Source organism: Novosphingobium sp. CECT 9465 (assembly GCF_920987055.1).
Classification (GTDB): Bacteria; Pseudomonadota; Alphaproteobacteria; order Sphingomonadales; family Sphingomonadaceae; genus Novosphingobium.
Genome location: NZ_CAKLBX010000001.1, coordinates 2,732,709 through 2,756,166, shown reverse-complemented (window position 1 = coordinate 2,756,166; position 23,458 = coordinate 2,732,709). Strand labels below are relative to the sequence as shown.

The following is a 23,458-nucleotide window of genomic DNA, read 5'->3' as shown; positions in this document are numbered from 1 at the left end:
ACCGCCGTTCTTGGATGCATGAAACGCTAGGAGCGTCACCATGTCGCCATTTGAAATCGGAGGATCGCGCCCGGTTGGGCCGGTGCAGGTCAAAACTGCAACCACCACCAGACCGGCCCCTGTAGCCGCCGATCCGCAGACACCTGCGGTCAGCGATACCGGTGCCGCAGCCCGGATCCAGCGCTCTTCCGCGCTTGATGCGGGAAGTGCCGCGCCGGTCGATATCGAACGGGTGAAGGACATCCGCCAGGCCATCGAAAAGGGCAATTACCCGCTGGTTCCGGCGCGTATCGCCGATGCCATGATCGCTGCCGGAATGCTGCTGAGGACCGCCTCCTGATGACCACGAACACCACAGCTCGTCCTTCTGAAATCACATCGCCCCTGCGCGATACGCTTCGGCAGATGCTTGCCGTGCTGCAGGAGGAACGGCATGCGCTTGCCGGGCTGGACCTTGACCTGATCATGGGCTGCGCTTCGAACAAGGCCGAGTTGTGCGGTACGCTGGCCGATGTCAGCGATGCCGCGGTGGACGAGGAATGCCGTGGGCTGCTGGACGCCGCGCGCCGCCTGAACGAGGCGAACCGCCGGGTGCGCAACCTGATTGCGGCCAATGTTTCATCGCGGCTGGATGCGCTCACCGGCACGTCGCCGCTCTATCGCGCGGGCGCACAGGTCCACCGTTTGCGGAGCGCCTGAGCCGTTTGGCACGAGGTTTGCTGAACACCTTCCGTGACGCTGCTGTGATGTGGCGGGAAGGGATCAGGCGTGAGTTCCTACGACGTTTCAGGTTTTCCGAATGCTCCGGCTGCCCCTGCGGCATCCGGGGCATCTGTGCGTTCCGGTACAGTCCGTTCGGCGATTGCCGGGGCGGCGCAGGCGACCGGCGTCGACTTCGGCTTCCTGATGGCGCAGGCCAAACTGGAATCGAGCCTTGATCCGACCGCCCGCGCCCGCACATCGAGTGCCAGCGGACTTTACCAGTTCACCGGCGATACGTGGCTGCGCACACTGGACAAGCATGGTGAGGCGCACGGCCTTGGTTGGGCCAGCGCGATGATCGAAGGCGGATCGGTGCGCGATCCTGCGGCCCGCGCGCAATTGCTGGCCATGCGGTTCGATCCGCAAGTGGCATCGCTGATGGCGGGCGAACTCGCCAACGATAACAGCGCCTATCTGACTGGCGCACTGGGACGCCAGCCCGATCATGCCGAACTGTATCTGGCGCATTTCTTTGGCGCAGAGGGTGCGGCCAAGTTTCTGGGTGCGCTGAACAGCGATCCATCGCAAAGCGCGGCGGGCATTCTTCCCGCAGCAGCAGCGGCCAATCGGTCTACCTTCTATGGCGCGGGCGGGGTTGCGCGTTCCGTCAGCGATGTGATGGGCGTGATCCGCGCGCGGATGGCGGGGGCATCGGATGGCACCGGCGGCGATGAAGCGCTGCAATGGGCCGCGTCGATGGGCGTGACCCCGGCAACGGCGCAAGCGCAATTCACAGGCGGACCCATCGCGCGCGAATTTCAGGGCGCAGCGGCAAGCACCGGCGATCCGGTGCCGGCGGCAAGCGCCTCGATGGCCGATACATTGCGCCAGACGTTTTCCCTGAACGATGGCGGATCGGCCCCCTCGCATGTACGCCAGGCCTATGGCCGCCTTTCGGCGCTGGGGCTTTAGGCGATGTTCAAGCGCTTTGGCTCACCCGCCGCCTTTGCCTTGCCGTCAGGTGTGCTGACGCTGATCGTGCTGATGGTCGTGCCGATTCCGGCGGTGATGCTCGACGTGTTCTTCGTCGTCAACATCGCGCTGTCGGTGGCGATCCTGATGGCGGCGATGAATGCGGAAAAGCCGCTCGATTTCTCGTCGTTCCCATCGGTGCTGTTGTTCGCCACGCTGTTGCGCCTGGCGCTGAACGTGGCCTCCACGCGCATCGTGCTGGTCAACGGGCACGAAGGCGGCGCGGCGGCGGGCCACGTGATCGAGGCGTTCGGCGAATTCCTGATCGGCGGCAACTTTGCGGTCGGCCTGTTCGTGTTCATGATCCTGATGATCATCAACATGATCGTGGTGACCAAAGGCGCGGGCCGCGTTTCGGAAGTTTCCGCGCGGTTCACGCTGGACGCCCTGCCGGGCAAGCAGATGGCGATCGACGCCGATCTTGCCGCCGGGATCATGACCGCAGACGAAGCCAAGGCGCGCCGCCGCGAAGTGGCGACCGAGGCCGATTTCTACGGTTCGATGGATGGCTCGTCCAAGTTCGTGAAGGGCGATGCGATTGCCGCATTGCTGATCCTGGGCGTAAACATCATCGCCGGGTTCTGCCTGGGCATGATTACCCATGGCCTCAGCGCTGCCGAAGCGGCGCAGTTCTACATCACGCTGGCGGTGGGCGATGCGCTGGTAGCGCAAGTGCCTTCGCTGTTGCTGTCCATCGCCGCCGCGGTGATCGTGACGCGCGTTTCGGACAGCCGCGATCTGGCGGGGCAGATTGGCGGACAGTTTGCCAATCCCGCGATCTGGCTACCCGTCACCGTGGTGATGGGCGCGGTGGGAATGATTCCGGCGATGCCGCAGATCGTGTTCCTGCCAGCTGCCGCGCTTTCGGGCTGGCTGTGGTGGTCATTGAAGAAGCGCGCTGATCGGCCCGTGCCGGTGGTGATTCCAGAAGCGGCGGCAATCGATCCGGCGCGGATCACGCTGGAGGACGTCAGCGATCACACGCTGGTCACCGTGGAAATGGGCTATGGCCTGATCCATCTGGTGGACGAACGGCGCGGATCGCCGCTGGTGGCGCGGATCACCGGCGTGCGCAAGCAGTTGAGCCAGACGTTCGGCTTCATCGTGCCGCAGTTCCGGGTGCGCGATTCGCTGGACCTTGGTCCCAACGCCTATCGCATCCTGCTGGGCGGGGTGCCCATTGGCGTGGCCGAAATGCGGCCCGAAAAGGTCCTGGCAATCGATGCGGGCGAGGCCAATGCCGACCATGGCCTGCGCGGCGAGAAGACCCGCGACCCCAGCTTTGGCTGTCCCGCCATCTGGATCGACCCGGCACAGCGCGATCTGGCGATTGCCGAAGGATTCCTGACGGTGGATGCCAGCACGGTCATCGCCACGCACCTCAATCAGGTGCTGGGTGACCGGCCATCGGCACTGCTTGGGCCGGACGAGGTGAAGGCGATCCTCGAAGGCGTGAAGGAGCGCTCTGTCGGGCTGGTCGAGACGATCCATCCGGCGCCGATGTCTCTGGGCGCGCTGACGCGACTGTTCCACGCGTTGCTCGACGATGGCCTGTCTATCGCGCATCCGCTGCCGATCCTTTCGGCGCTGAGCCAGGCGCTGCAACAGACGACCGATCATGACCGGCTGGTGGACCTGCTCCGCGCGGCGCTGGGCGAGATGGTGGTGGGGCGGATTTGCGCGCCTGACGACCGCCTGCCCGTAGTCACGCTGGAAGCAGGACTTGAACAGATGATCGTGGCGGGAATGCACGATCCCGCAACGGGCCAGCCGGTGATCGAACCGGATCTGGCGCGCGGGATTGGCGAGCGCGTCTCTGCGATCATTTCCGAACGCGGCCCTGCTGCGCCGCCGATTGCCCTGATCGTGCAGCCGCGCGCGCGACGCCCGCTGGCCGCGCTGCTCCGCCTGCGCGCGCCGCAGTGCCTTGTCCTGTCGATTTCCGAACTTCCGCCATCGCAGCCCATCGAGGTGATCTCGGTCATCGGCGGCGATGCGCCCCAACAAGAGAGCGAAGCGATGCCGCAGCCTGAGGGAATTGCCGCATGAAACACGATCCGCGCGGATTTGCAGCCGCACAGGCCTATACCAAGGACGAAGCGGCCGACCGCATCAGACGGTTCCTGCCGATGGTGAAGCGTCTGGCGTGGCACGTCCACGGTTCCGGGCGCGCCGGAATGGAAATGGAAGACCTGATCCAGGCGGGGCTGGTGGCGCTGACCGAATGTTCGCAGCGCCATTCCGGCCCGACGGAGGACGGCTTTGCCGCTTATGCCAAGCTGCGGGTGCGCGGGGCGATGGTCGATCTGGTGCGCCGATCGACGCCGCTTTCCCGGTCTGCCACCGAGCGGCGGCGCGCGCTGCGCGAGAAGATGGCGGCGCTATCGACCGAACTTGGCCATCCGCCGAGCGAGGCGGAACTGGCCGCGGCGATGGGGCTGACCGAAAATCAGCTTGCCGATCAGCGCGCCGCCGATGAACCCTTGCGGTTCGAGCATATCGACGATGCCTATTCCGACAGCAATTCGGCGTTTGCCGATGATCGGCCCGATAGTTTTGCCATGCTGGCCGATCAGGAAATGCGCGAGGCGGTGGCTGAAGCCATCGGCGAATTGCCCGAACGGTTGCAGATGATCATCCAGCTCTATTTCGTCGAGGAACTGAACCTTGCCGAAATCGCCGAAGTGCTGGGCGTGAGCATTCCGCGTGTGCACCAGTTGAAAGCGCAGGCGCTGGACAAGCTCAAGGCCGCGCTGGGCGAGGGATATGAGGTGATCTGATAATCCTGACCCACAAATTGCGTCGTTGCGAGCGTAGCGAAGCAATCCAGAGTCATGCGCTGTGACGCTCTGGGTTGCTTTGCTACGCTCGCAATGACGAATGGTGCGGATCTGGTTTTATGACCGAGCGCGCAACGCCCTACAGCGCGTGTTCGCCCGCAAGGATCGGATCGCCGAGGGTCATTTTCTTCCCGTCGGTGATGATGACCTTGTCACCCAGTTTGGCCAGCTTGAACAGGTTGGCGGCGAAATCATCGGGTACGCCGATGCAACCGTTGGTGGCATAGCCCTTTTCCACCTTGCTGCCGTGAATCGAAACGCCATCGTTGGTCAGGCGCATCATGTGCGGCATGGGCGCATCATAGATGTTCGAGACGTGATCGGCGTCCTTCTGCGTGATCGGGAACACGCCGGTAGGGGTGGGTTTTTCGCCATAGCCCTTGAGGATCGCTGCGGCACCGATTTCATGGCCGTCGCGGAACACGCTGATCACGCGGGCGGTGAGGTCCACCGTCACCACCAGCGGGCCGGTGGCAGGGGCGCGGGTTTCATCCCAGTAGAACTTGCCGAACTTGATCGGTTCATTGATCGGCAGGATCGATTTGACCACGAACGGGCTGTCGACGGGTTTTGCGGCGAGTGCAGCGACCGCAGGCTTCGGCGCGGCGGCGATCATTGGCGCGGCTTCGGCGGTGCCATTGCCGAATGCGACTTCGGCGATGTCCTGCCCGGCGTGGAATGCCAGCAGCGAGGCGAGCGAGGTTGCGACGAAGCCGAGCGGCAGGCGCACCCAGCGCTTGCTCCAGATGGTTGCTTGCTTCGTCATGGCCCGTGTCGCTCCTTTCGCCTTAACAATTAGGCGTTAACGCGCGGGGTTGCGAGTCTCCAGAAAAGGCCGTCCCGCACCGGGACGCGGGGTCCGGCAATCCTTTTCAAATGTGGTTAACGGAGCTGGAGCGCGCGCGGATGCATCGACAGGCAAAGGCTTTCGTGCCAATGGCTTGGCCGGGAGAAATACATGGGTGCAAAAGACGATCGCTACCGGCTGCTGGTCGGTTCGAGCGCATTCTGGAATCAGGCCGAACTCGATCTGGCGGCGGCAAGACACCGCGTGGCGATCCAGGCGATGACATTCGAGGCCGATACTGCGGGCATGGGCGTGGCCGAGGCGATCCTTGCATCGCCAGCTGCTATACGCCGTGTGCTGGTGGACGATTACAGCCGCAACGTGATCAACGACACGATGCTGCCCCTGCCGTTCCGTCCCGCCGAAGTGATCGCCGAAGCGCGCGCGACGCTGGCGATGTTCGATCAGATGAACGCAGCGGGCGTGCCGGTGCGCGTGACAAATCCGGTGCTGGGCCGTCCACTGCGCTATCCTTTGCGCAATCACAAGAAATTGCTGGTGATGGACGATGTGGCGCACATCGGCGGGATCAACTTTTCCGATCACAACTTCGCATGGCACGATCTGATGCTGCGGATCGAGGATGCCGAAGTTGCCGATTTCCTGCTCGGTGATTTCGACAACGACTGGGTCGGAACCCCGCGCGGCGTGAGCGCCACCTTCGGTGATCTGCAACTGATCTGCCTTGATGGCGATACCAATGACCGGATGATGCAGCCGTTGATCGATCTGGTGGCGAACGCACGGGCATCGGTGGAGATGGTCAGCGCTTATCCGACCATGCCGTTCGTGGGCGCAATGGCGCAAGCCGCGCGAGGTGGGGCGCACGTGACCATTTACAGCCCGGCGCCCAACAACAAGCCGGTGATCCGCGATTATCTGGCGGGCGTGGCGCAGCCTGCGGGAATCGCCTTGCGGCTATTGCCGGAGATGACCCATGCCAAGGCCATGTTGATCGATGGTGAGGCGCTGGTGCTGGGATCGAGCAACTTCAACTTCGCATCGCACCGCACCAGCAGCGATATCGTGGCGGTGGTGCGCAACCCGGCGCTGATCGCGGATTTCGAAGCGCGGTTGCTGGGACCTGCGCGCGAAAGTTCTTTTGCAGCGGATGACCTGTGCATTCCGGCGTGGCGGCAGTGGCGGGCGCGGGCGATGCTGGAACTGGCAGACCGGACGCTGGCGCGACTGAGCCATGGGCCGGTGCGCGCGATGGATTGGGCCGCGCTAAATCCGCGCAGGCAGGGCAAGCCTGCGCCGGGGCTAACCGATGGTGGGCAGGGCAAGCCTGCGCCACAGGCCTTCCAGCGGCCCTTGCCGGAAACGCGATAGCCACCACTGCGGCCAGGCGAGCATGGCGGCCCAGCCGAGCAGGACGAAGGCGGGGAGCCATGCTCGCGGCACTTCCGGGCCAAGACCCAGACCCCAGCCACAGAAGATCGCGCCCATCAGGGCGCTGGTGCCAAGATAATTGGTGAACGCGCAGCGCCCCGCTGCCGTCAGCGCGCGTCCGATCGTGGTGGCGCGCAGCTGCGGGAAGGCCAGCACGAGCGCGGCGGCATATCCCGCCGCCATCAGCAGGTGAGGCAGGGCCATGCCGTGTTCGATGGCGGCAAACATCGCGCGCGGAGGCCACCCGTGGGAGGACAGCCATTGCAACGCCAGCACCGTCGGTATGCCGCCGAGCAGGATTCCGCACAGCGCGATGGTCGCAAGCGTAAGACGCGACCATGTGGTGGCAAAGCCGCTGCGCAACGCGGCCATGCCCACCAGCATCAACGGCACGGTTTCGGTGAAAGTGGACAGGGTAACGGTGAGCGGTTGCAGCGGCGAATGGGCAAGTTTCAGGCGAACGGCCTCGAAGAAACCGGCCTGAAGCACTGCAACATCGTGGGCGACGGATGCGCCGATGCGCAGCATCATTTGTGCTTGTTCGGTGACATCCGCAGGCGCAGCCGTGCCTGCCAGAACTGCCTGTTCGGTAAAGATCCCCGGCAGATCTAGCAGCGCCTCGATGGTTTGCGAAAGGATATAGAACGGCAGCGCGATGGCCACCTGACGGAGCGGGGACAAGTGACGCAGCGCCAGCGCGCCGAGGCCGCACAGTGCGTAAGTGAACAGGATATCGCCCCACCACAGCAGCGCGAAATGGAGGTAGCCGAACAGCGCCAGCCAGATGAGGCGGCGCAACTGCGCGATGTCGGGATCGGCGCCCCGGCGCTCTGCCGCATCGGCGAACAACACCATGCTCGCCCCGAACAGCAGGCTGAAAAGTGCCCGCATCTTCCCTTCGAAGACCACGAAGGCAAAGCCGAACCATGCAGCGCCACCGGGTTCGAGACGGGGGATCGCGGGCGAAAAGGTAGCGAGCGATGGTCCCCACATGCCGGTGATATTGATTGCAAGAATGCCCAGCACGGCGATGCCGCGCAGGAAATCAAGCGCTTCTATGCGGGAATGGGGATGTTCGGTAGCCAAGCCATCACGGCTGTATCACCAGGCAGGTGAACCCGCCAGACTTGAGCGCGGCACAAGCTTTGGCTGCTTCGGTTTGTCCAGCATAGCCACCAGCCAGCAGGCGCGTGACACTGCCCGAAGCGAGATCGATCCGGCCATGGCCTGCGATTTCGGGGCGATTGCGCACTTTGGCCCATAGCCCGTCGGCATTGGCTTTCACGCCGAACGCGCCAAGCTGGATACGCCAGTTGCCTTTTGCGGCGGGGGCGGGTTTCGGCGCAGCGGCAGGTTTTGCCACGGGAGGTGGGGTGGTGCTTTTGACAGGCTTTGGTGGCACGGAGGCGGCACCGACAATCCGCTTCGGCGTTGAAATCACTACCGGATTGGCAAAATCTGCCCCGGCAGTGACCGGACCCGATGGCGCGGGGGTGGACGGCGGCAGTTCGGTCCGTTCGAGCGCAGTTCCGGCCTGCGCGGTGCGCAGGGGCGCGGTAGGCGCGGGTTTGACGCCCAGATCGGCGGCGGCGAATTGCTGCGCGCGATTGGCCTGCGCCTTCTGTTCAAGCTCTCCGGCCAGTGAAACACCCAACTGCCGCTGTTCGAGCGGGATAACCCCGTCCATCGTGGCAAGACCGCGCACGGCCTGCTCCAGTCCAGCGGAAGCGGAGCGACTCATCAGCGCATAGGCGCGCACCCAGTCCTTGCCCACGACATCGCCGTTGAAGTGGGCAATGCCCATGATGTATTGCGCGCGCGGATCGCCGCGTTCGGCAGAGGCCTGAAGGAACGGCACCGCGTCTGTCTTGCGGCCATCCTGGAACATCAGCAGGCCAAGCGTATCGGCGGCCTTGATATGGCCGTTTTCGGCCGCCTTGCGATACCATGCCTCTGCGCGCTTGCTGTCTTGCGGAACGCCTTTGCCCAGCTTGTAGGCCTGGCCCATGTTGAACTGCGCATCGGGATCGCCCTTGGCCGCAGGGCCGAGCCATTCCTTGACCGCCACCGCGTGTTCCCCGCGCGACCACGCATCGACGCCGGCCTTCACGTCAGCCAGCGCGGGCGAGGTGGCCAGTGCCAGCGCTGCCGTGGATAGGGCCGCGAGCTTCCACGGTGCGGTGATTCGGGAAAGTGACATGATTTGCCGAGGTGACATGATTTGCCGAGGTGACATGATTTGCCGAGGTGACATGATGTGAACGTCCGTTCCTGCTGCGAGACTTCAAGCGGTTCAGGTTGCAACCCTTGCTGGCCCGGTCATGCCGCCCGGCCTTTGCTGTGTGCGGGATATAGTCAACGAGGCGTTAGCGAAGTCTTAGCGCTGATTTTGCAGGATTGGCAGCACCATTTGCGGCGGTGTGGGAGCAATGCTGAACGCAATCGTGCAATCATCTTAACCAAAATTTCAACCCATTCTGCGAATCCATACTCAAGAGTTCGCGATTTTGACGGGGGTTTGGCTTTGCGCGTACTGGCATTGGCATCACAGAAGGGTGGATCGGGCAAGACGACCTTGTCCGGGCACCTGGCCGTCCAGGCCCAGCGGGCGGGCGCGGGACCCGTTGTCCTGATCGATATCGATCCGCAAGGCTCGCTGTCCGATTGGTGGAACGAACGCGAGGCCGAATTCCCGGCCTTTGCCCAGACCACGGTTGCGCGGCTGGCCAGCGATCTGGCGATCCTGCGGCAGCAGGGCTTCAAGCTGGCCGTGATCGACACGCCGCCTGCAATTACCATGGCGATCCAGTCGGTGATCTCGGTCGCCGAACTGATCGTGGTGCCGACGCGGCCCAGCCCGCACGATCTGCGCGCGGTTGGTGCAACCGTCGATCTTTGCGACCGCGCAGGCAAGCCACTGATCTTCGTGGTCAACGCGGCCACACCCAAGGCGCGGATCACGTCTGAAGCCGCGGTGGCATTGTCGCAGCATGGCACGGTGGCGCCGGTCACCCTGCATCAGCGCACCGATTTTGCCGCATCGATGATCGATGGCCGCACGGTGATGGAGTGCGATCCGAACGGCAAATCTGCCGCGGAAGTGACCGCGCTGTGGACTTACGTATCGGAACGGCTGGAAAAGAATTTCCGCCGCACGGTGTTTGCCGTGCCGCAGCAGGCATCCGCGATGCCCATGGCTGGCGGGATGCAGCGGCCGATGGGTGGCTTCGGCCGCCGCGTTGCCGGTTCTTGATGGAGGCGGTTTGATGAGCGCCGCCAAGCCCCTCGCCTCGCTGTCATCGGGACTGCTGGCCCGCAAGGGCGCCGCGCGCCCGGCGATGCGCCCGCAACTGGTGTTGAGCGCCGAAGAACAAGCCCGCCTTCTGGCGGGCATGGACGAAGCCGCGCCCGTATCGGACGATCTGGGCTGGAACGACATGGGCGAGGCTACCCGTCCCGGCCATGCCCGTTCCGACGACCTTCCGGTTATCGTCCAGCAGCTTGAAGCGCTGGCCGCAGCGGTGGCTGAAATGCCTCCGATCGCGACAACGCGGCGCATGAAGGGCGGCAAGCAGGTGCGCTCGGCTTTGGCCGAAGGCCGCAAGGCCGCGTTCACGCTGCGGCTGGACCAGTATCGCCATTTGCGTCTGCGTCTTGCCTGTACGCTGGAATCGCGCAGCGCCCAGTCAGTGCTGATCGAGGCGCTTGACCGATTTCTTGCCGATCAACCTGCGGTCGAAACCCTTGCCAGACGCGCGACGCGCAACTGATTGCCCGAAGGAAACCTGAGAATGAGCCGCCTTTTCTCCGCCTTCGTCCCTAACCGCACCGCGCGGTTGATCGTCTCTTCGGCGCTTGCCGCCGGTGTTCTGACGGGATGCGCCACCGGCACGATCCGCCCTGACAAGTTCGCGTCCTCGGCCGAAGCGGCGCTGGCCAAGGGAAATCCCAAGGTGGCGGTGGACAGCGCCGAAAAGGCCGTGCTGGCCGATCCGCGCAATCCGGCCTACCGGGTGCTGCTGGGCAGCGCCTATCTCAAGGCCGGACGCTTTGAATCCGCGCGACAGGCCTATGACGAGGCGATGGAACTGGGCGAGGACAGCAGCCGCACGGCGCTGAGTCTCGCGCTGGCAGATATTGCGCTGGGGCTTTATCCGCAGGCGGTCGACACGCTCAATTCCTATCGCGACAGCCTCGAACCGGCCGATTATGGCCTGGCGCTGGCGCTGGCGGGGCAGACCGGCCAGGGCGTTGCCGTGCTGTCCGATGCCATTCGCGGTGGCGAGAATACCGTGAAGGTGCGCCAGAATCTGGCGCTGGCATATGCTCTTGCCGGGCAGTGGCGCGAAGCGCGCGCAATGGCGTCGCAGGATCTGCCCGCAGCCGAAGTGGGCGGTCGCATGGAAATGTGGGCGATGATGGGCCAGCGTGAGTTGACTCGCGAACGCGTGGCCGGGTTGCTCTCGGTGCCGCTGCGTGTCGATGCCGGACAGCCGACCGCCCTGGCGCTTGCCAATTTCCCCGCGACCGAACAGCTTTCCGCCGAAGCGGCAAAGCGGGCCGAGCCGCTGGCTGAGGCCGCCGTGGCTGAGCTTGCACCGCTCGACCAGCCGGCTGCGCCTGCGCCATCGGTAGCCGATGCATCGTCTTTGCCGCGCGAGGGGCAACTGGCGATGATCGATCTGCCGCCATCGGCCCCGGCTCGCCCGGTTCAGGTGGCAAAGGCCGTTGCGCCCGTTGCCGCCGTCAACGGCCATAGCACGCATCAGGTGCAGTTGGGCGCATTTGCCACCGCCGAAGGCGCGCGCCGCGCGTGGCGGCACTTTACCGCGCGTAATCCTGCACTGGCGGGCTACCGCAATGTCACGACCAGGGTCACCATCAATGGCCGCACCTTGTGGCGTGTGCGCGCTGCGGGCTTTGCGGGGCTTGCCTCGGCCAGTTCGCTGTGTGGTTCGGTCAAGGCGCGGGGCGGGGATTGCCTTGTGCTGCGCGGGACCGGAGGAGCCTTGCCGGGCCAGCGCGCGGTGGAAACGCGCATGGCCAAGCGCTGATACGGATTACCCGGTTTCGGGAGCAGATGGGCGCGGGGACCGGAAGGTGCCCGCGCCCTTTCCGTATCAATCGACCCGGTTACCGCCCTTGAACAGCGCGGTGACGCGGCCTTCCACCGGACGGCGATCGAACGGGGTGTTGCCTGCCGCTGCCGCCATCTTGTCGGAATTGACGACCCATGGCCGCACGGGGTCGATAATCGCAAAGTCTGCCTCTGCGCCGACTTCGAGCTTCCCTGCCGCCACGCCCAGCAGCTTTGCCGGATTGGCGCCGAGCAGTTCGAACGCGCGCGCCATCGATATATCGCCATCGCGCACCAGCGTAAGCGTCAGCGGCAGCAGCGTTTCGGCGCCTGCCATGCCGGGTTCGGCATCGGCAAAGGGCAGGCGCTTGTCTTCAGGCCCGCGCGGATCGTGGCCGGAGGAGATGACATCAATCGTACCATCGGCAATCGCGGCGATCACGGCCTTGCGATCCGAATCGCGACGCAGCGGCGGCGACATCCGGCAAAACGTGCGGAAGCCGACCAGTTCCAGGTCTGACAGGATGAAGTGGGCGGGCGTTACGCCTGCGGTTATGCGGATGCCGCGCGCCTTGGCGGCGCGCACCAGATCGAGCGCGCGGGCAGTGGTCACCTGGCGAAAATGGACATGCGCGCCGGATAGTTCGGCCAGCGCAATGTCGCGCGCCACGGCCAGCGCTTCGGCTTCGGCGGGGGCGGAGGGCAGGCCGAGCCGGGTCGCCACTTCGCCAGCAGTCGCCACGGCCTTGCCCGTAATCGCGGCGTCCTCTGCGTGGGTGACGACGACCAGACCCAGCATCGCGCAATAGCGCAGCAGGCGGAGCATGACGCCCGAATCGCTGATCCATGCGCGCCCCGTGGCCACGGCCTTTGCGCCTGCATCGCGCATCAGCGCCAGTTCGGCGAGTTCGTTGCCTTCCAGCCCGCGCGTGGCAGCGGCAAGGGGGTGGACCCACAAGTCCGGCTTGCCCGATTGGGCGGCGAAGCGGACGCGCGCCGGATGATCGAGCGGCGGGCCTTGATCGGGCATCAATGCGGCGCGGGTAATCCCGCCGAAATGGAACGCGGGCTTGTCTATAGCGAACACGCCAAGGTCAACAAGGCCCGGTGCGACCAGCGCGCCCTTGGCGTCGAACACTTCATCGCCTTCGTGGGCGGCAATATCGCCCAGCGCCACGATGCGACCGTCCTCGCAGCGCACCGCGCCCTGCTGTGGTTCTCCGGTGGCGAGAACCAGCTTGCCGCCGGTGATGGTCAGGGGCCGCGCGATCATGCCGCTGCTCCCACTGCATCCCAGCCGGGCACGTTTCGCGTCCGCCGGGTCAGCACTTCAAGACAGGCCATGCGGATCGCCACGCCCATTTCAACTTGCGCGGTGATCAGGCTGCGCGTGGGATGATCGGCTACGGTCGAATCGATCTCGATCCCCCGGTTCATCGGGCCGGGGTGCATCACGAAGGCATCGGGTTCCGCCCGCGCCAGCCGTTCGGGGGTAAGACCGTACAAGTGCCGGTATTCGCGCGGGGAGGGGATGAACTGCCCGCTCATGCGTTCCTGCTGGAGCCGCAGCATCATCACCACGTTCGCGCCTTTCAGCGCGGCGTCGAAATCGTGGAACGGGGTCACGCCCATCGCCTCGACCTCGTCCGGCATCAACGCAGGCGGCGCGCAGACGCGCACGTCGGCGCCCAGGGCGGTCAGGCTGAGGATGTTCGAGCGCGCGACGCGGCTGTGCAGGATATCGCCGCAGATGGTGACTTTCAGCCCGTTGAGATCGGCCCCGATCGGAAGTTTCAGCGCATGACGCATGGTCAGCGCATCAAGCAGCGCCTGTGTGGGGTGTTCGTGCTGCCCGTCGCCCGCGTTCAGGACCGGGCAGTCCACCTTTTCCGCGATCAGCCGCACTGCGCCCGAACTGGCGTGGCGGATCACGATCGCATCGGCGCGCATGGCATTGAGCGTCATCGCGGTGTCGATCAGGGTTTCGCCCTTCTTCACGCTGCTGGTGGCGGCATGCATGTTGACCACGTCTGCGCCCAGCCGTTTGCCCGCGATCTCGAAAGACAGCAGCGTGCGGGTGGAATTTTCGAAGAAGGCATTGATGATGGTCAACCCGTTCAGAAGATCGGTCTTCTTCTGGCTCTGCCGGTTGAGATCGACCCATTGTTCCGCCTCATCAAGCAGATAGAGGATCTCATGCCGGGCAAGCTGGCCGATGCCGGTCAAGTCACGGTGCGGGTAGGCGAGGCCGCCCGCTGGATAGCGGCCCGCTGCGGGAAGGTTGGTGCTTTGCATTGAAACCAGTTCCCTAGTGGGCAGGGCCTTTGCGCTCAAGCGGTTTCCCGCTGGCATTGCCGGGGTGTCCACAATAGAGTCGCATCCATGAGCTTTGCCCGTTCGGTCTGGAAGATCCTCGTCGCCATCAAGGATGGCCTTGTCCTGTTGTTTCTGCTGCTGTTCTTCGCTGCGCTTTATGCGGCGCTGGCATCGCGGCCCAGCCCTGGCATGGTCCGCGAAGGCGCGCTGTACCTCGCGCTGGAAGGGAGCATTGTTGAGGAAGCTTCTGAGGTTTCGCCCTCCACCCTGCTGCTTTCTGGCGAAGCGCCGCAGCCCGAATATGTCGAGCGCGATCTGGTGCGCGCCATCGAATCGGCGGCGACCGACACTCGGATCAAGGCGGTCGTGCTTGATCTGGAAGCGTTTGGCGGCGGATCTGGCGTACAGATCGCCAATGTGGGCGCAGCGATGGATAAAGTGCGCGCGGCAAAGAAGCCGGTGCTGGTGCGCGCGCTGATCTATACCGACGATGCGATCCAGCTTGCCGCGCATTCCAGCGAAGCGTGGATCGATCCGCTGGGCGGCGTGGCGATCAGCGGGCCGGGCGGCACTATGCTGTTCTACAAGGGTCTGCTCGACAAGCTGAAGGTCAAGGCCAATGTGTTCAAGGTGGGCACGTACAAGAGCGCGGTCGAACCCTATATCCGCAGCGAATCCTCGCCAGAGGCGCGCGACGCGCTGAATGCCGTGATGCAATCGGTGTGGCAGAACTGGCAGGACGACGTGAAGCGCGCGCGGCCCAAGGCCGATTACACGCTGGCGATCACCGATCCCGCCAGATGGGTGGCCGATGCCGGGGGCGATGCCGCGCAGGCAGCGGTGAAATCGGGCATGATCGACCGGGTGGGCGATCGGGTGGCCTTCGGGCAGCGCGTGGCGGAGATCGTGGGCGCGGACGATCAGGGCGCGTTGGGGTCGTTCAAGGGCACCGAACTTGCCGTTTATCTGGCGGACAAGCCTGTGCCGACATCGGGCAAGGCGGTGGCGGTCGTCACCGTTGCGGGCGAAATCGTCGATGGCGATGCCGGGCCGGGCACGGCGGGCGGGGACAGGATTGCCGACCTGATCGACGGCGTGACCAAGAGCGACGATTACGCGGCGCTGGTGCTGCGCGTCGATTCGCCGGGCGGTTCGGTCATGGCATCCGAACGCATCCGCGCGGCGGTGGAACGGGTGCGCGCCAAGGGGCTGCCCGTGGCGGTGTCGATGGGCGGCGTGGCGGCGAGCGGGGGGTATTGGGTATCCACCCCGGCGCAGCGGATATTTGCCGAACCCAGTACGATTACCGGCTCCATCGGCGTGTTCGCGGTGTTCCCCAGCTTTGAATCGACGTTGCCCGAATATGGCGTGACCACCGAACAGGTGCGCACCACGCCGCTATCGGGCCAGCCGGACCTGATCGGCGGCCTGACCCCGCAAGTCGCCGCGCTGCTGCAAGGCCAGGTCGAACAGACCTATGGTCGGTTCCTGACGCTCGTCGCCAAATCGCGCGGCAAGACCAGCGCGGATATCGACAAGATCGGCCAAGGCCGCATCTGGGACGGTGGCACCGCGCGCCAGCTTGGCCTTGTGGATGAATTCGGCGGGGTGGACGATGCCGTGGCCTGGGCCGCCAAGAAGGCGGGTGCGACCGAGTGGCACGCCGCCTATATCCAGAGCGATTCCAGCCCGTTCGTGCAGTTCCTGCAACAGATGGAAACGGGTGAGGCGCGCGGTGCGGGCGCGCAGGACCTCGCCGGGATGCTGGCCGCGCGGCAACAGGGCTTGCTGGCGCGGATCGAGGCGGACGTCAGCCGGTTGGTTGGCGGCGGGGGGATGCGGGCCTATTGCCTGGAGTGCGTGGGCGATGATCGCGCTGCGCCGCGGGGTGCGGGCGAGAGGCCTGGCGTGATGCAGATGCTGGCGCGGTTGTTTGGGTAGGGGTAGTCCCAAGAAATTTTCTAATATTGTTGCTATGACCTGCGCAAACCGACAGACTGACACACCCGCGTCGTGACTGTAACCGAGTCCTGCAATGAACTACTCGCTACTGGAATTAGATGACTACGAGCGCGCACCGAACGAACCTCACCGTAAGTTCGCTTTTCTGGAGCAGACTGCTCGACGTCGAATGAACGAGATCATGGACAACGTGCAGTCAGGCGACTTGGCAACTGAGCTTCGAACTCAATACACTACATTGATGATCGCAATGGCCAGTGCACTTGGCATTCCGGGTGTAAGCTATCCCGACGGCGACTTTCGTCATGAGTGGGAGGAATACCAAGCTTTTTCCCTAAATGTTCAGCGTGTCATTGCTGGGGTAATGCTCAATCAGGGATTAGGCCGTAGACTCATAAACGCGCAGCCACAGGCGCATTGAGGCGAGTTGGACCATGGCCAGAAAGTTTTCGGCCAACTTGTCGTAGCGGGTAGCTACTCTGCGGAAGTGCTTCAATTTGGAGAAATAGCGTTCGATCAGGTTCCGCTCGCGGTACAGCCATGTGCTGAAGTACGGTTTCGACTTCCGGTTTGCCTTGGGCGGAATGTTGGCAAACGATCCCTTTTCGCGGAGAGACGCTCGGATACGATCGGCGTCATACGCCTTGTCTGCCAGCACGATTGTTCCGGCGCCAACGTGATTGAGTAGATCGTCAGCCGCTTGCCCGTCGTGGCTTTGCCCGGCAGTCAGGCTGAGCCGGATCGGGAGGCCTTGCCCATCGACGACCGCGTGGATTTTGGTGGTGAGCCCGCCTCGGGAGCGACCGAGACAATGATCTCGATCCCCCTTTTTGCCGTCGCAGCCTGTTGGTGCGCCCGGATGGAAGTGCTGTCGATCATCTGGATATCGCCATCATGGGCGGCGGTGATGGCGTCCATCATTCGATCCCACACACCGGCTTTTCGCCATCGCACGAAGCGATTGTAGCAGGTTGTGCGCGGGCCATAGCGTTCCGGCAAGTCTCGCCACGGCGCCCCTGACCGCAGCACCCAGAAGATGCCATTCAGCACACGCCGGTCATCGACACGTGGCACGCCTCTAGGCTTGTTGGGCAACATTGGTTCGATCACACGCCACTCGAAATCGGTCAGGTCATATCGGCTCATCCAGTCCCTGAATCAGCTTTCGCTCAACAAGGAAAGGCGTGTTACGATGAACCCTATGAAGCCCTGGATGTCTTGGACGCTATTCTTCTTTGCCGCTGCCTTGATCGCATTCTTCAGCGGTGAGCAGTGGAACACCCGACTTATCGTGTTCCTGATTCTGACAATTCCGATTGTCATCTGGGCGGTGCGACAGATCAAGAAGGCTCAGACACCGTCGCGTTAATGGGTTCACGGCCTAGTTTCAAGCACCCATTCAGTTCAGCTAGCATCGGCAACGAAGGCCAAAATCGAAGGGCAGCTTTCCATTTTGAGAGGGCTTATAGAACACTCGGATATGCCTGCGAAGCGAAGAACTAAGCTAATCGCCCAGTTAGATAACTTTTCCGTCGAGCTGAATCGCCCTCGACTAAACTATGCAGACGTTGCTTTAGTGGCGACAGCTTTCCTTGCCAGCATTCAAGGAGTAACCTCTACTTTGGCTGACGCGCCGAATGCCTATCAAACTGTTGGCACGATTCTGAAATGGATCGGCCAGGATAAGGTTGCCGAGGATCAAGAGCGTGAGCGCCTCGGTGCGCCAACCCAAATGTTGCCCGCGCCTCCAACACGACCTAATGCGTCATCATCGGTAGGAGGGTTTGGTGGCACTCTAGAAGACGACATACCGTTCTAGCGGGCCTGAGCTGATAAGCAGCCATTCTTGCCCCATCTCCAGTAAAACCTGCGACCTACTTCCCCGCAACCAACCCATCCCATTCACCCCACGCAATCGCGCGTCCCGGATAGGCCACTTTCGCGAACGGCCAGTCCGTTTTCAGCCAGTTGGTGGCCCATGCGTAAAGTTCGGCGTCGAAGCCTGCGTCGTGTTCGGCCTTGGTCACCCAGATGCGGACCATGGCGTCGTAGCCTTTGAGCGGGCTGGGGTAGACATAGATGCAACCGCGTTCGCGCAGGCCATCGGGTGTGAGGACGGCGTAGGCGAAGGATTCGCGTTTGGTGAAGCGGGCCTGTTCGGTTTCCATATCGAGCACGGCGTCGGCATCGGTGATGCCCGCGTGGGGCCAGGCGGTGCTGCGCGTGAATGTCTTTTGCAGGTGGTCTATGGATGACATGTAAGCATCGAAATCCACCTTCGCCAGGGCGGGGCTGAGCGGCACGACCTTGAAGGTCGGTGTTTCCACCAGCACCGGCACCTTGAAATCGGCGGCGATCCACGGCGATTTTGGGGCCACGGCGGGTGCGGCATCGGTTGCTGCCGATGTGACTGCCGGGCTGACCATTGCCAGCGTGATCGTTGCGAGAGCGGCGGTGATCCTCAAATTCATGGCGTTTTGCTCCTTGGGGTGAAGCGTAACGGGTGATTTGAGGACCGCCAAAACCTTTGATGCAAGAGGAGGATTTGTCTCGCGTAACGAGAAAAGCGAGCCTCACCCCGGATCGGGTCCGGGCGACGATATTTTGGGGAGGGAGCGTTCGGAAGGCTCGCCATCGGCTGGCCTATGCGATTCAATCCGGCGTTGGCGGCACGACTTCTGGCGGGCTGCCGGGTTCTACCGTATCGGGTTCCACCACCGGCGTTTCATCGGGCTGGATTACCGGGGGCACTTCGTCGGGTTGGGTCACCGGCGGGGCCTCCGGTGGCGATTGGGGTTCGATTCGGTCGGGCTGGGGGATTTCTGGGTTGGTGGCCATCGCGCGGGTCCTTAAGAGCGGGGTTTTGGGGTTGAACGTGCGCTTGTTGCGTCAGGTTCCACAAGGTAAATCCAAGGCGCTTGCCCTTTGTTGGCCACTGCGATAGGGGCACCGCTCGCTTTTCGCCGGATGCGGGCGTGGCGGAACTGGTAGACGCAGCAGGTTTAGGTCCTGCCATCGCAAGATGTGGGGGTTCGAGTCCCTTCGCCCGCACCAGACCGCGCGCCGGCGTCCGAACAGCTTTTGCCGCGCCGATTCTGTTGGGGGCGCGCGTGACATAGATGAAGGTTGGATCAGGATGCAGATCGTCGAAACCACCAACGAGGGCCTGAAGCGCGCCTATACCGTGACCATCCCTGCGGGCGATATCGCCGCGCGGGTCGATGGTGAGGTCAAGAAGATCGCGCCGCAGATCAAGATGCCCGGCTTCCGCCCCGGCAAGGTGCCCGCCAACCTCGTGCGCAAGATGCACGGCGCGCAGCTTCACCAGGAAGCGCTCCAGACATCCATTCGCGATGCGATGGACAAGCTGGTTGCCGACCACAAGCTGCGCCCTGCCATGCAGCCTGCGGTTGCGCTGGGTGAAGGCTATGATGTTGGCAAGGATGCCGAGCTGACGGTTGAGCTGGAAGTGCTGCCGGTGGTCGAAACACCGTCGCTCGAAGGTCTGAAGCTGGAAAAGCTGACCGTGCCCGTCACCGACGAGCAGGTTGACGAAGCGATTGGCCGCATCGCGCAAGGCCAGAAGTCCTACACCGATGCCGAAGAAGGCGCGGTGGCAAAGGACGGCGACCAGATCATCATCGATTTCCTCGGCAAGGTCGATGGTGTGCCTTTTGATGGTGGCGCGGCGGAAGACACCCCGCTGGAACTGGGCGCTGGCCGCTTCATCCCCGGCTTCGAGGAACAGCTTGTCGGCGTGAAGGTGGGCGACGAAAAGGTCATCACCGTGACCTTCCCCGAAGATTACCCGGCCGAAAACCTCAAGGGCAAGGACGCCACCTTCGACATCACCGTGAAGGCGGTGAAGGTTGCAGGCGAATTCGAAGCCAATGACGAATTCGCCAAGATGCTCGGCCTTGAAAGCATCGAGCAGCTGCGCGGGCTTCTGCGCGGCCAGCTTGAGCAGGAAACGGCGGGCCTTACCCGTACCCAGATGAAGCGCGCGCTGCTCGATCAGCTTGCCGCGGGTCACGATTTTGCCGTTCCGCCTTCGATGGTGGAAGCCGAATTCGAACAGATCTGGCAGCAGCTTCAGCAGGAAGCCCAGGGCGAAGAAAACCCTGAGGATGCGCTGAAGGAAATCGAAGCCGAGAAGGACGATTACCGCAAGATTGCCGAGCGCCGTGTGCGTCTGGGCCTGCTCCTGTCGGAAATCGGCCAGGCCAATGGCGTTCAGGTAACCGCGCAGGAAATGGAAATGCTGATCCGTCAGGCGCAGCAGCAGTACCGCGAGGAAGACCGCCAGCGCTTTGCCGAATACGTGCGTTCGGAACCGCTGGCCGCAGCCCAGCTGCGCGCCCCGCTTTATGAAGACAAGGTTGTCGATTTCCTGTTCGACAAGGCCGAAGTTACCGAACGCGAAGTGACCAAGGAAGAACTGCAGGCCGCGATCGAAGCCGAGGATGGCGCTGCTGCCACCGAAGCCAAGCCTGCGAAGAAGGCCGCATCGAAGAAGAAGGCGGCTGCTGACGAAGCCCCTGCCGAGGATGCTCCTGCTGCTGAAGCCACGACTGAGGAAAAGCCCAGGAAGGCTGCTCCGAAGAAGAAGGCTGCGGCTGAGGATGCTCCTGCGGCTGACATGGCCGACGAGGAAGCGCCTGCTCCCAAGAAGAAGGCCCCGGCCAAGAAGAAGGTCGAAGGCTGAACCATTTCGGATTGATCCTGCCTGACGGGGCGGGATATCGGTCGGCCCGGTGTGCTTCGGCATGCCGGGCCGTTGCCGTTTTGGGCGTCGGATTACGTGTTTGTGCGCCGTATGAATTCGTAAGTTGTTGAGGATTGCTCCGGTCGGTCCGAACCCGATCAGGTTGGCGATTCGCGATCGAATCGTGTTGTGTCAGAATCCATCGGCAAGAACCCTCTCTTCAAGGGAACTGCCATGCACACCGTCCGCAATCGCGTCGCCTCCAAACCGCGCCACCACGGCAAGAAGCGAGGGCGCAGTCGCGCCAAGGCGGAACCGGCATTCCTGCTGCGGACGGGCAATCCGCCAGCGTTTCCGGCGGGCTTGATCGTTCCGCCACCGCGCGGTGCATCGATCACCACCATTCCGTGGCCGGATGTGCCGCCTGCGGCGGCAAAACCGGCCAACCGCCGCAAGTCCGCTGCTCCCAAGGCGCGCAAGCCTCGCGCGGGAGCAAGCCGCAAGGTCCGATCCCCCGCGGGCAAGCCAGCAAAGACGCCGGTCCCGACCGGGCAACCCCCAACGCAGGAAGCACTCGTTGCGATGATGACCGAAGATCTGCTCGACCGTGCGCTCGCCATGAAACCCCTTGCCGTGGAGGACCCCACGGTGGTTTCGCCCGTAGTTTCCCAGCCGTATGCCACGGATTCGATTGCGCCGATCCCGCGTTCGCGCGCTTTGGCGGTTGCGGGCAGCGGCGCAGTATTCGACAGGATAGGGCACTGGCTGCGCGAGGCACGGACCTGGCTGGCGCGCTTCCATGGCGGGGGGCGCAAAGCCGACGCCAGAACGCGCATCGCCCGCGCCAATGCCCGCCATCGCGCCCTGCAATCGCAGACCGAAGCGCTGGCGGCCCTGCGCGAAGTTGCGCGTGTGGATTAGCTGCAGTTACTCGCCCCAGCGTTTGAAGCCGGGCACCGGCACTGCCACTGTCCGTGCGCGTTCGTAGGCAGCGCCTGCGGTGAGGATCTGCGCGTCGGTCCACTTGGCGCCGATGAACGACAGGCCGATCGGCAGACCTTCGACCGCGCCCATCGGCACGGTGAGGTGAGGATAGCCCGCGACCGCGGCAAGACCGCCCGCGCCAACGCTGCTGAAGTGATCGACCAGCACCGGGTCGATCGGCCAGGCCGGGCCGTCAGTCGGCGCGATCAGCATGCTGACGCGGTTTTCGCGCAGCAGGCGGTCGATGCCATCGGCCCCGGCGCGCTTGAGCGAACTGGCGCGGGCGGCTTCGTAGGCGGCCTTGTCGGTCGTCGTTTCGGCCAGTTCGAAGATGTCCTGCCCGAACCAGCGCAGTTCCTCCGGGGTGGCCCTGTTGAACGCGATCAGATCGGCCAGCGAGCGCGGTTTGGCTGTGCCGGGCAGTGAGCGCAGATAAGCACCCATGTCCTCGCGCAGTTCGTAAAGCAGCACCGTGAATTCCTCGCGTCCCGCTTCGGGCGCGGGTTCAAAATCGATGTCGACCAGTTCGGCGCCGGCGGCCTTGAGATCGGCCAGCGCCCTTTCGAACAGGGCCAGCAGAGCCGCATGGCTGCCCGCCTGCTTGCGCATCACGCCCAGCCGCACACCTTTGAGGCTGGCTTTGGCGAGACCGGCGGTGAAATCGACCTTGCGCTTGTCCCCCTCAGCCGTTGCGGGATCGGATGGATCGGTTCCGGCAATGGCGTTCATCAGCAGCGCAGCATCGGCAACGCTCGTGGTCATTGGCCCGGCGGTATCCTGACTGTGGCTGATCGGCACGATGCGGGTGCGGCTGACCATGCCGACGGTGGGCTTGAATCCGACGATGCCGTTGACCGAAGCCGGGCACGAGATCGAGCCGTTGGTTTCGGTGCCGATGGCTGCCCAGGCAAGCCCGGCTGCCACCGCTGCACCACTGCCGGACGACGATCCGCACGGACTGCGATCGATCGCATGGGGGTTTTTCGTCTGTCCACCCACCGCGCTCCACCCGCTGGACGATGAAGACGAACGGATATTCGCCCATTCGGAAAGGTTGGTCTTGCCAAGGATGACCACTCCCGCCTTGCGCAGGCCCGCCACCAGCGGGGCATTTCGCCCGGTGACGTTGTCCTTCAGGGCAAGGCTTCCGGCGGTGGTGGCCAGCGGACCGGCTGCTTCGATATTGTCCTTCACCAGCACGGCCTTGCCCGACAGCGGCCCTTTGATCGATCTGCTCGCCGTTTCTTCCTTCACCGCATCGGGGTTGATCGCCAGCACGGCATTCAGCATCGGCCCCGAATCATCGAGTGCGGCGATCCGGGCCAGGTAATCGGAAACGGATTGGGCCTGCGCTGGAAGGGCCGCCAGTCCGGCCATAAGTGCCAGAATCACCGCGGAATTTTTCATGTCGCTCCCTCCCGTTGCCAACGCATGCATCCGCTGCCCCTGTATCGCTGAGTGCAAGCACCACAGTAGCGCCGCAACACCTTTGTGTGCGCAATTTGCGTCAATCCACGGGTTTGCGCGGATTTGCGGTTAACGCCCTTGAACATCGCGCCGTGGCACGCGACATAGCGAGGTCTAACCAGATGAGGATTCCC

The 23,458-nt window shown here is 63.7% G+C and carries 23 protein-coding genes and 1 tRNA gene; 15 read left to right on the top strand and 9 right to left on the bottom strand.

All coding sequences use genetic code 11. The features are described 5' to 3' along the window. The first annotated feature begins 40 nt into the window (after window positions 1-40). The 5 genes from flgM (at window position 41) to LUA85_RS13385 (ending at window position 4,514) form a co-directional block, all read left to right on the top strand. A complete protein-coding gene (gene flgM, locus LUA85_RS13405; RefSeq protein WP_231470784.1) occupies window positions 41-340 on the top strand; it encodes a flagellar biosynthesis anti-sigma factor FlgM in 300 nt (99 codons plus the stop codon). Beyond that, window positions 340-699: a flagellar protein FlgN gene (locus LUA85_RS13400; RefSeq protein ID WP_231470783.1), complete on the top strand. Its 360-nt coding sequence runs from the start codon at window positions 340-342 to the stop codon at window positions 697-699. Before flgM ends, LUA85_RS13400 begins: the two co-directional genes overlap by 1 nt. Window positions 700-768: 69 nt before the next feature. Beyond that, on the top strand, window positions 769-1,674 hold the full coding sequence (locus tag LUA85_RS13395; protein WP_231470782.1) for a lytic transglycosylase domain-containing protein: 906 nt from the start codon (window positions 769-771) through the stop codon (window positions 1,672-1,674). Window positions 1,675-1,677: 3 nt separating this feature from the next. Next, window positions 1,678-3,783 carry a flagellar biosynthesis protein FlhA gene (locus tag LUA85_RS13390; RefSeq protein WP_231470781.1) on the top strand — a complete coding sequence of 702 codons (2,106 nt, stop codon included), beginning with the start codon at window positions 1,678-1,680 and terminating at the stop codon, window positions 3,781-3,783. Then, window positions 3,780-4,514 carry a sigma-70 family RNA polymerase sigma factor gene (locus tag LUA85_RS13385; protein WP_231470780.1) on the top strand — a complete coding sequence of 245 codons (735 nt, stop codon included), beginning with the start codon at window positions 3,780-3,782 and terminating at the stop codon, window positions 4,512-4,514. The genes LUA85_RS13390 and LUA85_RS13385 overlap by 4 nt, the downstream gene beginning before the upstream one ends. Window positions 4,515-4,653: 139 nt before the next feature. Here the strand turns inward: LUA85_RS13385 and LUA85_RS13380 are convergent, their stop codons facing one another. After that, window positions 4,654-5,340: a L,D-transpeptidase family protein gene (locus LUA85_RS13380; protein ID WP_231470779.1), complete on the bottom strand. Its 687-nt coding sequence runs from the start codon at window positions 5,338-5,340 to the stop codon at window positions 4,654-4,656. A 192-nt stretch (window positions 5,341-5,532) separates the two neighbouring features. Here LUA85_RS13380 and LUA85_RS13375 point away from each other — a divergent pair, with 192 nt between their 5' ends. Then, window positions 5,533-6,753: a phosphatidylserine/phosphatidylglycerophosphate/cardiolipin synthase family protein gene (locus LUA85_RS13375; RefSeq protein WP_231470778.1), complete on the top strand. Its 1,221-nt coding sequence runs from the start codon at window positions 5,533-5,535 to the stop codon at window positions 6,751-6,753. Here the strand turns inward: LUA85_RS13375 and LUA85_RS13370 are convergent. Beyond that, entirely contained in the window at window positions 6,685-7,899 is a 1,215-nt protein-coding gene (locus LUA85_RS13370) for a DUF418 domain-containing protein (RefSeq protein ID WP_231470777.1), read from the bottom strand. The genes LUA85_RS13375 and LUA85_RS13370 overlap by 69 nt on opposite strands. Before the next feature lie 4 nt (window positions 7,900-7,903). Continuing rightward, entirely contained in the window at window positions 7,904-9,013 is a 1,110-nt protein-coding gene (locus tag LUA85_RS13365; RefSeq protein WP_231470776.1) for an SPOR domain-containing protein, read from the bottom strand. A gap of 324 nt (window positions 9,014-9,337) precedes the next feature. Between LUA85_RS13365 and LUA85_RS13360 the strand changes: the two genes are divergently transcribed. From LUA85_RS13360 to LUA85_RS13350, 3 genes are read left to right on the top strand one after another with little or no spacing between them, the layout of a single operon-like run. Further along, window positions 9,338-10,066, top strand: a complete 729-nt coding sequence (locus LUA85_RS13360; RefSeq protein WP_231471877.1) for a ParA family protein — start codon at window positions 9,338-9,340, stop codon at window positions 10,064-10,066. Between the two features lie 13 nt (window positions 10,067-10,079). Then, window positions 10,080-10,583 carry a hypothetical protein gene (locus tag LUA85_RS13355; protein WP_231470771.1) on the top strand — a complete coding sequence of 168 codons (504 nt, stop codon included), beginning with the start codon at window positions 10,080-10,082 and terminating at the stop codon, window positions 10,581-10,583. Window positions 10,584-10,604: 21 nt separating this feature from the next. Further along, the gene (locus LUA85_RS13350) at window positions 10,605-11,867 is read left to right on the top strand and encodes an SPOR domain-containing protein (RefSeq protein ID WP_231470769.1); all 1,263 of its coding nucleotides are present in this window, start codon (window positions 10,605-10,607) and stop codon (window positions 11,865-11,867) included. 66 nt (window positions 11,868-11,933) lie between these two features. Here LUA85_RS13350 and LUA85_RS13345 read toward each other — a convergent pair whose 3' ends face one another. Further along, window positions 11,934-13,163: a dihydroorotase family protein gene (locus LUA85_RS13345; RefSeq protein WP_231470760.1), complete on the bottom strand. Its 1,230-nt coding sequence runs from the start codon at window positions 13,161-13,163 to the stop codon at window positions 11,934-11,936. Next, window positions 13,160-14,185, bottom strand: a complete 1,026-nt coding sequence (locus LUA85_RS13340) for an aspartate carbamoyltransferase catalytic subunit (protein WP_231470758.1) — start codon at window positions 14,183-14,185, stop codon at window positions 13,160-13,162. Before LUA85_RS13340 ends, LUA85_RS13345 begins: the two co-directional genes overlap by 4 nt. Window positions 14,186-14,272: 87 nt before the next feature. Here LUA85_RS13340 and sppA point away from each other — a divergent pair, with 87 nt between their 5' ends. Together sppA and LUA85_RS13330 are read left to right on the top strand one after the other, a co-directional pair. After that, the gene (sppA, locus tag LUA85_RS13335; RefSeq protein WP_231470749.1) at window positions 14,273-16,147 is read left to right on the top strand and encodes a signal peptide peptidase SppA; all 1,875 of its coding nucleotides are present in this window, start codon (window positions 14,273-14,275) and stop codon (window positions 16,145-16,147) included. 190 nt (window positions 16,148-16,337) lie between these two features. Next, complete coding sequence (locus tag LUA85_RS13330) at window positions 16,338-16,589, top strand: hypothetical protein (RefSeq protein WP_231470747.1); 252 nt, start codon at window positions 16,338-16,340, stop codon at window positions 16,587-16,589. On the opposite strand, the gene LUA85_RS13325 is transcribed toward LUA85_RS13330, so the two are convergent. Continuing rightward, window positions 16,548-17,314 (bottom strand): IS5 family transposase gene (locus tag LUA85_RS13325; protein ID WP_231466484.1). Its coding sequence is split into 2 segments (ribosomal slippage): window positions 16,548-17,002 and window positions 17,002-17,314, totalling 768 coding nucleotides; the frame shifts between segments, so codons are not numbered across the junction. The two genes, LUA85_RS13330 and LUA85_RS13325, sit on opposite strands and share 42 nt — an antisense overlap. A 55-nt stretch (window positions 17,315-17,369) precedes the next feature. On the opposite strand from LUA85_RS13325, the gene LUA85_RS13320 reads away from it, so the two are divergent. Beyond that, the gene (locus LUA85_RS13320; protein WP_231466483.1) at window positions 17,370-17,537 is read left to right on the top strand and encodes a hypothetical protein; all 168 of its coding nucleotides are present in this window, start codon (window positions 17,370-17,372) and stop codon (window positions 17,535-17,537) included. A 505-nt stretch (window positions 17,538-18,042) separates the two neighbouring features. On the opposite strand, the gene LUA85_RS13315 is transcribed toward LUA85_RS13320, so the two are convergent. Both LUA85_RS13315 and LUA85_RS13310 read right to left on the bottom strand, forming a co-directional pair. Next, window positions 18,043-18,639: a twin-arginine translocation pathway signal protein gene (locus LUA85_RS13315; RefSeq protein ID WP_231470745.1), complete on the bottom strand. Its 597-nt coding sequence runs from the start codon at window positions 18,637-18,639 to the stop codon at window positions 18,043-18,045. A gap of 181 nt (window positions 18,640-18,820) precedes the next feature. Next, entirely contained in the window at window positions 18,821-19,006 is a 186-nt protein-coding gene (locus tag LUA85_RS13310) for a hypothetical protein (RefSeq protein WP_231470743.1), read from the bottom strand. A gap of 131 nt (window positions 19,007-19,137) precedes the next feature. On the opposite strand from LUA85_RS13310, the gene LUA85_RS13305 reads away from it, so the two are divergent. The 3 genes from LUA85_RS13305 to LUA85_RS13295 all read left to right on the top strand — a co-directional run bounded on the left by LUA85_RS13305 (window position 19,138) and on the right by LUA85_RS13295 (window position 21,794). Continuing rightward, window positions 19,138-19,222, top strand: a tRNA-Leu gene (locus tag LUA85_RS13305). An 82-nt stretch (window positions 19,223-19,304) separates the two neighbouring features. Continuing rightward, window positions 19,305-20,873 (top strand): trigger factor, encoded by a 1,569-nt coding sequence (tig, locus tag LUA85_RS13300; protein WP_231470741.1) that lies wholly within the window; start codon window positions 19,305-19,307, stop codon window positions 20,871-20,873. A 234-nt stretch (window positions 20,874-21,107) separates the two neighbouring features. Next, window positions 21,108-21,794, top strand: a complete 687-nt coding sequence (locus LUA85_RS13295; RefSeq protein ID WP_231470731.1) for a hypothetical protein — start codon at window positions 21,108-21,110, stop codon at window positions 21,792-21,794. Window positions 21,795-21,800: 6 nt separating this feature from the next. Here the strand turns inward: LUA85_RS13295 and LUA85_RS13290 are convergent, their stop codons facing one another. Next, on the bottom strand, window positions 21,801-23,264 hold the full coding sequence (locus LUA85_RS13290; RefSeq protein ID WP_231470729.1) for an amidase: 1,464 nt from the start codon (window positions 23,262-23,264) through the stop codon (window positions 21,801-21,803). Window positions 23,265-23,458: the final 194 nt, after the last annotated feature.